The organism is Moraxella sp. CTOTU48717 (assembly GCF_032057165.1).
GTDB lineage: Bacteria > Pseudomonadota > Gammaproteobacteria > Pseudomonadales > Moraxellaceae > Faucicola > Faucicola tetraodonis.
In genome coordinates this window covers 40049-54296 of sequence record NZ_DAMBBC010000009.1, presented here as the reverse complement: position 1 = coordinate 54296, position 14248 = coordinate 40049, and the positions used below count along the sequence as shown (strand labels likewise).

13 protein-coding genes and 2 tRNA genes are annotated in these 14248 nt (G+C 44.1%); 6 read left to right on the top strand and 9 right to left on the bottom strand.

Annotated features, from left to right (window positions below; all coding sequences use genetic code 11):
• Positions 1 to 41 precede the first annotated feature (41 nt).
• The 3 genes from RT084_RS06930 (at position 42) to secB (ending at position 1450) form a co-directional block, all read left to right on the top strand.
• Entirely contained in the window at positions 42 to 470 is a 429-nt protein-coding gene (locus RT084_RS06930) for a rhodanese-like domain-containing protein (protein WP_007114958.1), read from the top strand.
• Positions 471 to 604: 134 nt separating this feature from the next.
• On the top strand, positions 605 to 865 hold the full coding sequence (grxC, locus tag RT084_RS06925; protein ID WP_036589920.1) for a glutaredoxin 3: 261 nt from the start codon (positions 605 to 607) through the stop codon (positions 863 to 865).
• 153 nt (positions 866 to 1018) lie between these two features.
• The gene (gene secB, locus RT084_RS06920; RefSeq protein ID WP_050325070.1) at positions 1019 to 1450 is read left to right on the top strand and encodes a protein-export chaperone SecB; all 432 of its coding nucleotides are present in this window, start codon (positions 1019 to 1021) and stop codon (positions 1448 to 1450) included.
• A 90-nt stretch (positions 1451 to 1540) separates the two neighbouring features.
• Here the strand turns inward: secB and RT084_RS06915 are convergent, their stop codons facing one another.
• The gene (locus tag RT084_RS06915; protein WP_312384110.1) at positions 1541 to 2488 is read right to left on the bottom strand and encodes an alpha-glutamyl/putrescinyl thymine pyrophosphorylase clade 3 protein; all 948 of its coding nucleotides are present in this window, start codon (positions 2486 to 2488) and stop codon (positions 1541 to 1543) included.
• A gap of 110 nt (positions 2489 to 2598) precedes the next feature.
• Here RT084_RS06915 and RT084_RS06910 point away from each other — a divergent pair, with 110 nt between their 5' ends.
• Positions 2599 to 3402: a pteridine reductase gene (locus tag RT084_RS06910; protein WP_312539209.1), complete on the top strand. Its 804-nt coding sequence runs from the start codon at positions 2599 to 2601 to the stop codon at positions 3400 to 3402.
• Between the two features lie 86 nt (positions 3403 to 3488).
• On the opposite strand, the gene RT084_RS06905 is transcribed toward RT084_RS06910, so the two are convergent.
• The 7 genes from RT084_RS06905 to folD all read right to left on the bottom strand — a co-directional run bounded on the left by RT084_RS06905 (position 3489) and on the right by folD (position 11744).
• Complete coding sequence (locus tag RT084_RS06905) at positions 3489 to 4841, bottom strand: S1C family serine protease (protein WP_313098592.1); 1353 nt, start codon at positions 4839 to 4841, stop codon at positions 3489 to 3491.
• Positions 4842 to 5103: 262 nt separating this feature from the next.
• Complete coding sequence (gene lysS / locus RT084_RS06900; RefSeq protein WP_312384113.1) at positions 5104 to 6651, bottom strand: lysine--tRNA ligase; 1548 nt, start codon at positions 6649 to 6651, stop codon at positions 5104 to 5106.
• 29 nt (positions 6652 to 6680) lie between these two features.
• Positions 6681 to 7364: a phospholipase D family protein gene (locus tag RT084_RS06895; protein ID WP_076774067.1), complete on the bottom strand. Its 684-nt coding sequence runs from the start codon at positions 7362 to 7364 to the stop codon at positions 6681 to 6683.
• A 1-nt stretch (position 7365) separates the two neighbouring features.
• Positions 7366 to 8460 carry a peptide chain release factor 1 gene (gene prfA / locus RT084_RS06890; RefSeq protein WP_060994394.1) on the bottom strand — a complete coding sequence of 365 codons (1095 nt, stop codon included), beginning with the start codon at positions 8458 to 8460 and terminating at the stop codon, positions 7366 to 7368.
• A gap of 134 nt (positions 8461 to 8594) precedes the next feature.
• Entirely contained in the window at positions 8595 to 9752 is a 1158-nt protein-coding gene (locus RT084_RS06885) for a beta-ketoacyl-ACP synthase III (RefSeq protein ID WP_313098583.1), read from the bottom strand.
• Positions 9753 to 10020: 268 nt separating this feature from the next.
• Complete coding sequence (locus tag RT084_RS06880) at positions 10021 to 10731, bottom strand: class I SAM-dependent methyltransferase (protein ID WP_313098706.1); 711 nt, start codon at positions 10729 to 10731, stop codon at positions 10021 to 10023.
• A gap of 143 nt (positions 10732 to 10874) precedes the next feature.
• Positions 10875 to 11744 carry a bifunctional methylenetetrahydrofolate dehydrogenase/methenyltetrahydrofolate cyclohydrolase FolD gene (folD, locus tag RT084_RS06875; RefSeq protein WP_313098579.1) on the bottom strand — a complete coding sequence of 290 codons (870 nt, stop codon included), beginning with the start codon at positions 11742 to 11744 and terminating at the stop codon, positions 10875 to 10877.
• 223 nt (positions 11745 to 11967) lie between these two features.
• Here folD and RT084_RS06870 point away from each other — a divergent pair.
• A tRNA-Cys gene (locus RT084_RS06870) sits at positions 11968 to 12041 on the top strand.
• Positions 12042 to 12219: 178 nt separating this feature from the next.
• Positions 12220 to 12306: transfer RNA gene (locus tag RT084_RS06865), tRNA-Leu, on the top strand.
• A gap of 91 nt (positions 12307 to 12397) precedes the next feature.
• Here RT084_RS06865 and tfpB read toward each other — a convergent pair.
• Positions 12398 to 14170, bottom strand: a complete 1773-nt coding sequence (gene tfpB / locus RT084_RS06860; protein WP_313098575.1) for a type IV pilus assembly ATPase TfpB — start codon at positions 14168 to 14170, stop codon at positions 12398 to 12400.
• Positions 14171 to 14248 lie beyond the last annotated feature (78 nt).

The window sequence follows — 14248 nt, the reverse complement described above, 5'->3', positions numbered from 1 at the left end:
TCAAACGATAATTTTGAAGCAATGCCCCTGTGGAGGATATCTTGGAACGTTGGTTTGAGTTTATGGGTCATCACCCATTTTTATTTGGCACCATGTTTGTGCTAATTGTGCTATTTTTTATGCTTGAGAACAAACGCGGCGGCAAAAAAATCAATCCAAATGCAGTGGGCTTGATGGTTAACAACCAAAACGCTCAGCTGATTGATATCCGCCCACGAAAAGATTTTGAAAAAGGCTATATCAAAGGCAGCCGCAATATCCCGTTTACTGAGCTAAAAGATCACGTTGACGCACTTCGTAGTGCTGACCATCCTATTATCATCGTTTGCCAAATGGGTATGACTGCAGGTACCGCAGTGGCAATGATTGGTAACGACAACGTTTATCGTCTCGATGGTGGTATTACCAATTGGCAAGCCGCAGGTTTACCTTTAGTGGTAGAAAAAACCGTGTCCGGCAAAACCAAATAAGACTGGTTGGCTGTTCACAATTTGAAATTTGAATCGCCAAGCCCCATAACCATCAATAACGCTTTATTATCTCATCGGTATCTGATAATAAGCTTTTAACCCATTTTAAAAAATCCAGAAATAAGGAGATTGTTATGGCTATGGTGAAAATTTATACCACACCGACTTGCCCCTACTGTATGCAAGCTAAAATGCTATTAAAAAACAAAGGTCAAGCATTTGAAGAAGTTAACATGTATGATGTGACCACAGAAGAACGTCAGGCATTGGCGCAAAAAACCAATAATTATCGCACAGTACCGCAAATTTTTATTGGTGATAATTTCATTGGTGGTTATGACCAACTCGCTGGTCTTGAGCGTCAAGGCAAACTTGATGGTTTATTAGCGGATTAATCGTTCGCAGATTAAAAAAATTTACTAGAACTTTACTAGATAAATAATGCCCATTATAAATACAGTTGATAGTTTTTAGACTAGTTTTTAGAAAAATTTAAAGCTGTCATATTGTTATAATTCCCGTAAAAACAGTTAATTGAGGACACTATCATGGCAGACGAACAAAACTTACCACAACTGGCGCTAGAACGTATCTATGTTAAAGATATGTCATTAGAAGTACCGGGTGCAGAGGTATTTACCCGTGAATGGCAACCAGAGCTTGATATCAACCTATCAAGTGCCGCTGAAAAATTGGACGATGACCACTACCAAGTAATATTAACCGTTAATGTGACTGCCAATAACGGTGGGGAAACCGCGTTTATCGCAGAAGTACACCAAGCGGGCATCTTTATGTTGCAAAATATCCCTGAAGAACAATTGGGCGCAATTTTAGGTGCGTATTGTCCAAACGTATTGTTCCCTTATGCCCGTGAAGTGGTCAGTGACATTGTGACCCGTGGTAGTTTCCCACAATTGTTACTTGCGCCAGTCAATTTTGACCAAGCCTATCAACAAACGCTTGAGCAAGGTAACTAATTTTTTTAAAGTTAACTATTTTAAAGCTAACTAATTTTTAAGTGTCAAAAATTAAGAGCAGGCTAAGCCCTGCTCTTTTTTTATGTAAATTTAAGGTAAATCGTTAGGACTTGGTGCGCCATTTGGTGATGCTTGCCAATGACATAACGCTGCTTCAAATACAGCATAGTCAACCCCAATTGCCTCTGCCGTTTGTACCGCCAAACGCTCTAACTGAGGGTCTGTGGTGTAATGACCAAATAGCAATTTTGCGCCACGTTTTGGGCCTGTGGCTTTAGTCAAATAGCAGTGATCGGCTTTGATGGCTAAAACTTTAAGATAGCCAAGTAGCGATAAAAACTCAAATTTGGCTAATCGTCCAAATCGATAGATGTTTAGGGTTTTATACCAGTGGGCAAAGCGTTGTTCAGCGCTCAAATCTTGTTGTATCCCTCCATTGGTTAAATTTGCTACCCCACCTATATCAGCAAGCCAATGCCCGTAACTATCCACTACTTGGGGCAGCTGTTTGATTGACTCATATTTGCGATGTTTACCGAATTTAAAGCTTATTTGATGACTTTGACACTCACGAACCCACTCTACGATTACTTGAGGGTTGGCGGTCATCGTTGCCCAACTTAGTAAGGGTTTACTAGGTTCGTCAGCACCACTAAAATTGCCATACAACAGGCGTAAATATTGCCATTGAGATTGACGGTTGCCCTGTAACTGTGGGCTATCACCGACATGAATGAGTAAAAAAGCCAACCAAAGCGACTCGGCGATATCGATACTTTGCCAATATAATATGGCTTTGACAGGGTCAAAAAACGCGCTATTGGGATTGGCTCGCTGCGTTGACCAATAAGTGGGGGTAACTAGTGTACGCTTGGCTAACGCGGTCAAATACTGTGCTTGCCGTTCGCTAGCGACCAAATGATTAGCAAAAGCGGTCAATTGCCGCTGTGACGTCTGGCTAAAGGCATGGGTGCTTTGCTGATAATCCTGCAGCGCTTGATAAAGTTGTGTCGCTCGTTCAAGGTGTGTGATAATCATGGGGTTTTCCAATCCCAACCAATTGGGCTCATATGGATTAAAGCATGAATGATTAAAACGACAAACCGATTAATCAAATAAACGCTTAATCAAATAGACATAGGTAGCAAATGATGTTGAATCCAGCCGCGATGAGCGAAGTATCCAATCCGTGCCGTGTGGCGTGTGTCACAGGTGGCGCCAAACGAATTGGTCGGGCGCTTGTGCTGGCACTGCACCAAGCCAATTATAATATCATTATCCATTACCATACCAGTGAATCAGAAGCCATCGAACTTGTTAATTACTGTAATGCCATTCGCCCACAGTCAGCAAAAAGCGTGCAAGGGGATTTAGAGAACTTTGAAACTTTGCCACAATTGACTTGGCAAATAGTCAACAGTTTTGGTCGATTGGATTGTCTAGTTCATAATGCCTCACGGTTTTACCCGACGCCCTTTGGTCAAATCTCTCAGCAAGACTGGCAAAATTTATTTTTGACCAATGCGCAAACCCCGTTATTTATCAGCCAATATTTATACCCTTATCTAAAAAAATCGCAAGGCTGCATTATAAGCATTTTGGACATTCACGCCAATGGCAAGCCATTTGGGGGTTATACAGTCTATAACATGGCAAAAGCCGCGCACCAAATGATGGTGCAGTCGCTAGCAATCGAACTAGCGCCCGATATTCGCGTCAATGGTATCGCGCCGGGTATTAACATTTTACCCATGGAGGGCTCTGAGCAAGCGCTCACCGCCCAAACGATTGAAAAAATCTGCCATGCCGTACCGTTAAAAAGAATTGGCACACCGCAAGATATCGCGCAAGTGGCGGTATTTTTGGCAGCTGCCCCGTATATCACAGGGCAGATTATTGCCGTGGATGGCGGTCGTAGTTTGACCTTAGCGGGTAACGAAAGCAGGCAATGAAAACAGCTAATCACAGCCGGCAGCCAGAGCAAGTAAAGCACCTGACTAACCGCAGCGCATCAAACTTTTGAAGTTTTGAATAACGTTTAATGATGTTTTTTGAGTAATTCCATTAATTCTGCTGGAATGTCATCCTCATTGCTGGCGCCATTTTGATTAGCGCTGTCATTGTTTTGGTCAAAGTTTTGTGACGTGGGTAGCTCGGTCAAAGCCTCTTGGGGTTGTCTTTCACCTAGGGTCACATTGACGCTGCTTTGCGCTTTATTACGCATCACTTGTAGATTAACCACACTGTTGGGGGCTTTACGTGCGACCATTTGAATCAGTGTATTGGCATCATTGACAGGTTTATTATCCATTGCGGTGATGATATCCCCTTTTTGCAAGCCCGCTTTGGCAGCAGGACCATCACGCATCACGTTCATCACTTCAACGCCCTGCGTGTCATCACTGAGTTTGGTTGGGTCTTTCATCGAACTTTGTAATTCAATCCCAAGCCAGCCGCGGTGCACTTTACCATTTTTAATAATGCCATTCATCACAAGCTTAACAATCTCGGTAGGAATCGCAAATCCAATCCCCATCGAGCCGCCCGAGCGTGAAAAAATCGCGGTGTTGATACCAACCAGCTGACCATAAGCATCGACCAGCGCACCCCCTGAGTTACCGGGATTGATAGCGGCATCGGTTTGGATAAAATCTTCCACCGTGTTGATACCCAGTCCCGTGCGCCCCGTTGCCGAGATAATACCTTGGGTGACGGTTTGACCGACCCCAAACGGGTTGCCAATTGCCAACACCACATCGCCCACTTGGGTCGACTGTTCACGAAATCCTAAGGGTTTCAGCCCTGTCAAATCAACCTTAATCACCGCCAAATCACTTTCCACATCGTTGCCGATGACTTTTGCCGTTGCCTTGCGACCATCATTGAGCATCACGATAATGTTATCGGCTTTAGAAATCACATGCGAGTTGGTGACAATATAGCCATCTTGCGAAATAATAACCCCCGAGCCTAAATTGGTATTATCGCTTTCGCCATTAGGGATACCGTGATATTCAAAATAGCGGCGCATCATCGGGTCATTCATATAGGGATGCTCCTCGATTTTTTGCGTGGTATAGATATTGACAACTGACTGGGCAGCGACTGCGACAGCATTGTGATAAGATGCCACCGCAGCATTTGGATTGTCACCGAGTTTTTTGGTATCGACAGGCTCAGATTTGGGCGGCTGCCAACTGGTCTGACTGGCTACCATCGCTTGATTTTTGTGCCAAGGCAGCTGTGGCTTGGTCATCATCCACAAACCCGCCAACAGCACTAGCAGTAACAAAATCCAGGGTAGTATTAGAGTAAATTTGTTAGGTTTACGATACGTAGGCGGCAAAACAGGTGGGGTTTCCAAAGGCTTGTCTGAACGGGGGTCTGTCATAGTCAACGTTTCTCAACGATAGGTCAGAAAATAGACGGGTTTGAGCGAAAAATACAGTTTAGTCTAACACTGATTATTTGGTGAGTTGAGCCGATTTTTTATTAGTTTTGTTTCAAAAGATATCTTTGATATTACTGGCTTCATTATTATATTCAATGATGGCTGGCTTTGTTGAGGACTGGATTATCATAAAAAAACCGCAGTCATTATGGTGACTGCGGTTTTGAAAGCTATCGCTATATTAATGCTATATTGGCATTTTTTAAACGTCTTTGCGGCGCATATGCGGAAACAAAATCACATCACGAATACTTGGTGCATTGGTAAATAACATCACTAAACGGTCAATACCGATGCCCTCGCCTGCAGTCGGTGGCAAGCCATAGGACAATGCTTCGATAAACTCTGCATCATAATGCATCGCTTCATCATCGCCTGCGTCTTTCTCAGCCACTTGTTGTTTAAACCGCTCGGCTTGGTCGATTGGGTCATTGAGCTCGCTAAAGCCGTTGGCAATCTCACGCCCGCCGATAAACAGTTCAAAACGGTCAGTAATTTCGCTGTTGTCATCGTTACGGCGTGCTAGCGGTGAGGTTTCGGCAGGATATTCTGTGACGAAGGTTGGTTGACGCAGTTTGGTTTCTGCGGTTTCTTCAAAGATAATGGTTTGCAGTTTGCCAATCCCAAAGATATCTTTAACGTCTTGTTTGAGTACATTTTTGGCATAATCCGCTAGATAATCACGGTCTGCGATTTTGCTCATGTCAAAATTATCCGCGTATTTTTCAATCGCTTTGGTCATTGGCAAGCGTTCAAAAGGTGCTTTAAAACTAATTGCTTCACCTTGATAATCAATCTCTGTGGTACCTAAAATATCGTTTGCCAGTTTTTCAAACATATTTTCGGTTAGTTTCATCAAATCTTCGTAATCGGCATACGCTTGATAAAACTCAATCATGGTAAATTCTGGGTTGTGACGCGCCGACACCCCTTCGTTACGAAAATTACGGTTAATTTCAAACACACGCTCAAAACCACCCACGACTAGACGTTTTAAATACAGCTCTGGCGCAATGCGTAAAAAAAGCGGCATATCAAGCGCATTATGATGGGTGACAAATGGGCGAGCCACAGCGCCCCCTGGGATGACGTGCATCATCGGGGTTTCAACTTCCATGTAACGCTCGTTAAGCATATACTCACGAATCCCTGCAATGACTTTACTACGGATAATAAAGGCGTTACGGCTGTCTTCATTGGTCATCAGGTCAAGATGACGGCTACGATAGCGAGCCTCCGTATCGCTTAACCCATGGAATTTGTCTGGTAGTGGGCGTAATGATTTGGTCAATAATTGTACTTCGGTAGCATGCACAGATAATTCACCGGTGTTGGTTCGAAATACATACCCTGTCACACCAATAATGTCTCCGATATCCCATGTTTTAAAGTCATTATAAATCTCTTCGCCCAAGTCGTTTTTGCTGACATAGGCTTGGATACGACCTGTCATGTCGGCAATGGTCACAAAGCTGGCTTTACCCATCACCCGTTTGAGCATGATACGACCGGCGACTGTCACCATGACTTTATCGCTGTTTGCCAATGCTTCTTTGTCTTTATCAGCAAATTGCTGCTGCAAGTCTTGGGCGTATTCTTTGCGTTTGAATTGGTTTGGGTAAGGGTTTTTGCCTGCTTGTTTGATTAAATCAAGTTTGCTGTGACGTTGTTTGATAAGTTCGTTGACGTCTTGGATGTCTTCCACATGCGCTTCGGTTGCTGCATTTTCAGTTTGGTTTTGCTGTGACATGATGTTTTCCCACAATTTTAGTTACGCTATCAAAAGTTAAAATTTTTATGCCAAATGGTAAAAATACCGAACTTGCCGCGTTTTTCTTCACCACCCTTTTCACTACCAAGTTGAGTCAAACGCAATTCGCCTGCAATTTCTTGTAAATAACCATTTTCAATCATTTTGGCAGAGAGTTCTGGGGTTTTCATACCCAACTGACTCGCTAATTTAGCAATCGTTATTTTGCCATACTCTTTATTTTCTGATGTCGTTGACATTTCATTTACCTTGTCAACTGACATTCTCACTTCTTCACTAATACGAATAATACGCTGTGCTTCTTCATATGCATCGCTATATAGCTGATTATCTGCATCACGAGCGATTAAAATGCCCATTTCATTGTTATTGATTTGGCTAAATTCATATAAATTTAAACTTGTGATAATGCATTCATTCTCGTTCATGTAGCATTTGGCATGCAAATTTTTGCAAAAACTGGTTCGAATGAACGTTAAATTTTTGAGCCAATTAATTTCTTCAGGTTGCAAGTCGCTCTTACCATATACGATACGAATATCAATTTTTAAACGATTTTTATCTTCAAGTAACTCTTTAATTCGTTCATTTAATTTAAGATAAGGGCTAATTAAAATTAAACGGTCAGATGACTTTTTGATGAGTTCTTCCAAATGGTAAGTAGTACCACTGGTATTTAAAAATTTTGCCATCTTATTCTTCCCCACTCACCGATGCCATCAAGTCAGCTTGGTGCTCACGCAATAGGCTGTCGAGAAGCTCATCTAAGTCACCCTGCATAATGGCATCGAGTTTGTACAAGGTTAAATTAATACGGTGGTCGGTCATACGCCCTTGGGGAAAATTATAAGTGCGAATGCGCTCCGAGCGGTCACCACTACCGACCAAATTGCGACGCATATCACTTGACGCATCGATTTGTTTTTGCACTTTTTCTTGCTGAATTTTGGATACCAGCATTTTCATGGCTTTATCGCGGTTGGCGTGTTGGCTACGCTCTTGCTGACACTCGACCACCGTGCCTGTTGGGATATGGGTAATACGCACCGCAGAGTCGGTTTTATTGATATGCTGACCACCTGCCCCACTGGCACGATAAGTATCGATACGCAAGTCGGCAGGGTTGATATCCACGGTATCATCAATTTCAACCTCTGGCATCACCGCGACCGTGCAAGCCGAAGTATGCACCCGTCCTTGGCTTTCAGTCTCTGGCACCCGTTGCACCCGGTGTGCGCCCGACTCAAATTTTAAGCGGCCATACACACCCGTGCCCGATACGCGGCTGATGATTTCTTTATAGCCGCCATGCTCACCTTCATTCTCGGACAATACTTCCACTGTCCAACCTTGGGTTGCCGCATAACGCTCGTACATACGAAACAAATCGCCACTAAAAATTGCCGCTTCATCGCCGCCCGTCCCTGCTCGAATCTCTAAGAAGGCAGGCACTTTATCATTCGGGTCTTTAGGCAGCATCATCACATTGAGCACGTCTTCAAGCTCATTGATGGTGTCTTTGGCGGCTTGGATTTCTTCTTGCGCCATTTCTTTCATGTCGCCATCACCCGTTGAATCTGACAACATTTCTTCAGCGGTTGCCAAATCTTCTTCCGCTTGGCGGTATTTGCCCCAGACATCGACCAATGCGGATAAATCACTGTGCTCAACCGATAATTCACGGAATTTTTTGTTGTCATTCATGGTTTCTGGCTCAGACAGCATGGCGGTGACTTCTTCGAAACGGTCAGACATTTGGTCAAGGCGAAAACGTAAAGATTCTTTCATAATGATGGCTTAAAAATAATGGCTTAAAAGTTTTGGCTTAATTTAGGGCTTAAAAATAAAAATGGCAAAATAATCGGATATTTTGCCACATTTTGGGGGGATTTGCATGGGTTTCGTGAGAGGCAATAAAAAGCTTAGACTTTTTTGACAATCACTGAGCCAATCGAATACCCGGCACCAAATGAACAAATCACACCCAAATCACCTGACTGCATATTTTCTTGGTGTTTATGAAACACAATCATAGGGCTGGCTGAGCTGGTATTGGCATATTCTGCTAACACCATAGGCGCAATCGATTTATCCGCTTCTTTGCCCAATACGGTGCGTAAAATCAAATCAATCATGTTGGCATTGGCTTGGTGCAGCCACATTTTTTTGAGCTGTTTGGGCTCAATGTGGTTTTTATGGAGCAGTTCAAGGATTAAATTGGACACGGCAGGACATACTTCACGAAATACTTTGCGACCTTCTTGCAAGAACAATTTGTCGGTCACAGGTGCGTCGATATCAGGATACATCGGTGTGCCAGCGGCTAAGAATTCACTGCGATCCAAAAAGCCGTATTCATTTTTAATATTGGTTGAAAACTGGGTAAACAGATGACTATCTAAAATTTCATAGCCTTTGGGTGTGGCTGTTTTTTCGTCAATCTCTTCGATAATCGTCGCGGTTGCCACATCGCCAAAGATAAAGTGGCTGTCACGGTTGCGCCAGTTGAGGTGCGCTGAGGTGATTTCGATATTGACCATAGCGACACGTTTGGCAGTGCCAGCTTTAATCAGACCGACCGCTTGGGCGATACCAAAGGTTGCTGCGCTACAGGCGACGTTCATATCAAAGCCAAAACCGCCTTGCATACCAATGTATTGTTGGATTTCGATGGCGATGGCAGGATACACGCGCTGAAAGTTTGAACAAGCAACAATAATGCCGTCTAAGTCTTTACCTTGTAGACCTGCATTGTCCAGTGCTTGTTTGAGTGCATCTAGACCCATTTCTGCCATGATGGACATCTCTTCGCCAAGCTTGCGATAAGGAATCACAGGCGCCATGATATCTGGATTTAAAATTCCGTCTTTTTCCATCACATAGCGAGATTTGATACCTGAGGCTTTTTCGATAAATTCAGCCGTCGAATGCACGAGTGCCGTCTTCTCACCACGGGTGATGGCATCGGCATTTTTGGCATTATAGTTGTCAACGTATTGGTTAAAAGTAGTGACCAACTCTTCGTTACTGATGCTGTAAGGCGGGGTGTATAATCCTGTGGCAGTGATACAAATACTCATATTAGGATTCCTTTTCTAAACGTAAAACGGCAAGGTAATCATCTAGCTGTTGTTATCAATAATAATGCCGCGATGCATGCCATCGGGGATGGTATTGAACAAACAGATGATTAAAAATAGGGGTGTGGCTTATTATGCCTTGAAAATAGCGATAATGCGATAACTATGTTACAAATTATTTCATAGCCTTAAAGGTACAGAAAACAAAGGTGAGGGTTTTTTGCGAGCATATACTACCTATACTGCTGTTCCCCTGCTACTTTCTCAGTCAATCGGTGCCGCGATAAATTACCACTTGGTTAAACTGCTTGGCTTCATCCATATCGGGCAAGGTGGTTGTGTTATCCAACGTCGTTACCTTGTGGTAGCGCGGGTGAGCAAAGTTTTTGACGCGGCTATCAGCCACCCAAACATCATGCGCGTATTGTAAGAACACATCTAATAACGGCAAGTTGGCTTTGTCATACAGCACATCCGCGACCAACAGCACATCGACTTTATCCATGCCCAATTGCTGTTTTAACTCAAATAAATTATCTAGCAGTTCAACCGTTATCCCATTTAATTGCGCATTAGCTCGGCAACTAGTCAGGCTCACGCTATCAATATCACAGCAAATGACCCGTTTTGCACCCGCCATTTTTGCGGCAATACCGACAATCCCCGACCCTGCGCCAAAATCCATCACCACTTTATTGCGCACCATCTGTGGCTGCTGCAAAATATACTGCGCCAATACTTGCCCGGACGCCCATGCAAACACCCAATATGGACAATTCTTCCACAGATTTTCTATCACCGCTAGCGTCAAATCTTCATGACAAAAATCTGCATCAATGAGCCATAAATAAAAAGGTTGATTTGGCTTAGATAATAATGGCACGTATGTCTTGGCAAGATTAGCGCTAGGCAACACTTGCTGCAATGCGGTAATTAGTTGATGAAAAACGGCTGATGAGCCAGAAGCATTTGATGGCATTGAAGTTTTATAGGGGGAAGTTTTATAAGCGGAAGTTTTAACAACAGTCACGTAAAGATTTCCAGTCATGGTAAAAAATGAATACAAAAAAAATGTACAAAAAAAAGGAAGCTTTAAACACTTCCTTTTTTAATTCAAACTCATTATTTTGCTGCTGCTTTTTCTGCCGCTTCTACCGTTTGACGGATGAGTGTATTGATGGTCATTGGACCTACGCCACCGGGCACTGGGGTATAGCTTGAGGCAATAGCTTCGATACCTGTCAGCTCAATATCACCCACACCACCGTTCGTGCCATCCGCATGGGTACGCGGATGAAACCCTGCATCGACCACCACGGCGCCCGATTTAATCCAATCTTTTTTGATAAGTTCTGGTTTGCCCACAGCACCCACCACGATATCCGCTTGTTTGACCAATTCTGCCAAATTCTGGGTACGTGAGTGGCAAATGGTCACGGTACAGTTGGCATTTAATAGCATCATCGCCATCGGTTTACCCAAAATCGCGCTACGACCCACGACCACCGCATGCTTACCAGCAAGTTCAACGCCGTTTTTTTCTAATAAATACATAATGCCTTGCGGGGTGCAAGAACCATACGCAGGCTCGCCCATCGCCATATTGCCAAAGCCTAAACAAGTCACGCCATCCACATCTTTTGCCAGTGCAATGGCATCAAAACAGGCACGCTCATCAATTTGGCTGGGCACAGGGTGTTGTAGCAAAATCCCATGCACATCTGGATTTTTGTTAAGCTCGGCAATTTTTGCCAATAGCTGCTCGGTGGTGGTGGCTTGTGGCATGGCAACTTTTAACGAATCCATACCGACACGTTGACAGGCATTGCCTTTCATTTTGACATAAGTTGCGGAGGCAGGGTCATCGCCCACCAAAATCGTTGCCAAAATCGGCGTGCGTCCAGAGTCTTGTTTTAACTTGGCAACCCGCTCGGCAAGTTCAGCTTCCATTTGTTTGGCATACGCTTTGCCATCTAACACTGTCGCAGTCATGGTGGTTCCTCAATCAATAACGAATCGGTCAACAAAAAGTCGGTTAACAAAAAATTTGCGTTATTTTAACCGATTTTACGGCGTGATAACATCCATTGAAAATGTTTAACCGCTAGATTATCGCTCAAATACCCTTCACCATCCTTCATCACATCGCTCAAATGGCTAAAAAAGTCCTTGCACTTTTAAAAATTTTTGCTATCATAGCAAACCTAAATGAAATGGCTGGGTAGCACAGTGGCCATGCATCGGATTGCAAATCCGCGGACGCCGGTTCGATTCCGGCCTCAGCCTCCATTTTCATTTTGCGGTGCCATTATTTTGTTATTATGGGTGTTTTGTTATTATGAGTCAGCGATAAACGCGAAAAAATATCGTAAAAAATTGCTTGCAAAGTTAACAAAACCAATTATAATAGCACCCACTTCTGACACAGACACCACACGACGCCAAGCGTCAGTGCTGTGACTACCCTGCCCGGGTGGTGAAATTGGTAGACACAAGGGATTTAAAATCCCTCGCTCTTACGAGCGTGCCGGTTCAAGTCCGGCCCCGGGCACCATTGATTAAGCCTAAACTTTTACGTTTAGGCTTTTTTGTTGCTGGTTATTTTTTAACTTTTACTTATTGTGTTTCAAATAATGTCTCGCTGCCTAAGTCAATGGCACCACTCTCATCACTTCTTCAAACGTCGTCACCCCTTCAGCAATTTTTTTCGCGCCTGCCAGTCTTAACGGCTGCAACCCATCTTGGTAGGCTTTTTGCGCGATTTGCGACAAGTCAGCGCCTTCGCTAATCAATTTTTTAACCTCATTACTGAGCACCATGATTTCATACAACCCCACTCGCCCAAGATACCCGGTATTACGGCAGTGTTCACAGCCAACGGCATGATTGATGGTATCTGGGGCTACCGCTTTCCAAGGACTGACTAACGCCTGCCAAGTCTGCTGCTCAATGTCATTCATGGGCTTATTGGATTTACAATGCGGGCAAAGGGTACGCACCAAACGCTGTGCCATGATGCCCAAGATAGTCGCTGAGGTTAAAAACGGCGCCACGCCCAAATCATGTAGCCTCGTCAACGAACTGGGTGCATCATTGGTATGTAAGGTCGATAACACCAAGTGCCCAGTCAGCGAGGCTTGTACCGCCATTTCTGCGGTTTCGGTATCGCGGATCTCGCCAATCATGATGATATCGGGGTCTTGACGCATCAACGAGCGAATACCGTCAGCAAAGGTCAAATCAATATTGTTTTGAATTTGCATTTGGTTAAATGACGGCTCCACCATCTCAATGGGGTCTTCGATGGTACAGACATTGACTTCTTCTGTCGCCAGTTTTTTGAGGGTACTGTACAGCGTCGTGGTTTTACCCGAGCCTGTCGGACCTGTGACCAAAATAATGCCATTGGCTTTACCGGTCATGTCATCCCATTTTTGTAAATCCCGCCCTGTCAGCCCCAACTGTTCAAAAGAGCGCACCAGTACCTCGGGGTCAAATACCCGCATCACCAATTTTTCGCCAAACGCAGTGGGGAGTGTCGATAACCGCAGCTCGGTTTCTTGACCTTTGGGGGTACGGGTTTTAAGCCGTCCATCTTGCGGTTTACGTTTTTCAGCGACATTGAGTCTTGCTAAAATTTTTATCCGAGCCACTACCGCGGTCATAATCCCAGTCGGCATTTGATAAACCGTATGCAAAATACCATCGATACGAAAACGCACGTTGCTTTTATCTCGGCGCGGCTCTAAGTGAATATCACTGGCACGCTGGTCAAAAGCGTACTGTAATAGCCAGTCGACAATTTTGACGATATGTTGGTCATTGGCATCGGGATTTTCAATATTGGCGGCATTGCCCAGTTGTAACAACGCTTCGACATTGGTGATATCGGCATCCGCGCGTTTTTGCTGATGGTTTGCCCCCGCAATGGCTTTGGTGACTTGATAAAATTCTTGGCGATAGCGGTTGATTTGTTCGGGACTAATTAATACGGTTTTGATTTTTTTGGGCGACACGATATGCTGAATATTGAGCTGCCAATCTTGATAAAACGGCTGGTCAGTACCGATTTCCACCGTATCTTGGGTGACGGCGACTGGCAAAATGTGCTGCGAGCGCGCATATTCAAATGACATAATCGATGTCACTGAGGGCACATCGGTTTTCAGCGGGTCAATACGTACATAATCAACGCCGGCTTTTTGTGCCAACCAGCGATTGAGCTGGTCAAGACTGAGCGCCATGTGCGTGGTTTTATCGACTAGATGAAAGCCTGCAATCACTTGCAGGGGATGCAAGGTTTTACGGTTATGGGTCATCACCAAATTATAATCACGTTGGTCAATGATGCCATCTTTTAGCAGTTCATCAAGACACCAACGGGTATCAATTATCATTGAAAAAGCATTGGAGAGCATAGGGTTTCCAAAACGATTGCGCCAATAGCCATTAGGGGCAATCAGGTTAAAGGATTAAAATTATCATAAAATTGAGTG

Coding starts and splice junctions, on each gene's coding strand:
- grxC (WP_036589920.1), top strand. CDS start 605: ATGGCTATGGTGAAAATTTATACCACACCGACTTGCCCCTACTGTATG.
- secB (WP_050325070.1), top strand. CDS start 1,019: ATGGCAGACGAACAAAACTTACCACAACTGGCGCTAGAACGTATCTAT.
- RT084_RS06915 (WP_312384110.1), bottom strand. CDS start 2,488: ATGATTATCACACACCTTGAACGAGCGACACAACTTTATCAAGCGCTG.
- RT084_RS06910 (WP_312539209.1), top strand. CDS start 2,599: ATGATGTTGAATCCAGCCGCGATGAGCGAAGTATCCAATCCGTGCCGT.
- RT084_RS06905 (WP_313098592.1), bottom strand. CDS start 4,841: ATGACAGACCCCCGTTCAGACAAGCCTTTGGAAACCCCACCTGTTTTG.
- lysS (WP_312384113.1), bottom strand. CDS start 6,651: ATGTCACAGCAAAACCAAACTGAAAATGCAGCAACCGAAGCGCATGTG.
- RT084_RS06895 (WP_076774067.1), bottom strand. CDS start 7,364: ATGGCAAAATTTTTAAATACCAGTGGTACTACTTACCATTTGGAAGAA.
- prfA (WP_060994394.1), bottom strand. CDS start 8,460: ATGAAAGAATCTTTACGTTTTCGCCTTGACCAAATGTCTGACCGTTTC.
- RT084_RS06885 (WP_313098583.1), bottom strand. CDS start 9,752: ATGAGTATTTGTATCACTGCCACAGGATTATACACCCCGCCTTACAGC.
- RT084_RS06880 (WP_313098706.1), bottom strand. CDS start 10,731: ATGCCATCAAATGCTTCTGGCTCATCAGCCGTTTTTCATCAACTAATT.
- folD (WP_313098579.1), bottom strand. CDS start 11,744: ATGACTGCGACAGTGTTAGATGGCAAAGCGTATGCCAAACAAATGGAA.
- tfpB (WP_313098575.1), bottom strand. CDS start 14,170: ATGCTCTCCAATGCTTTTTCAATGATAATTGATACCCGTTGGTGTCTT.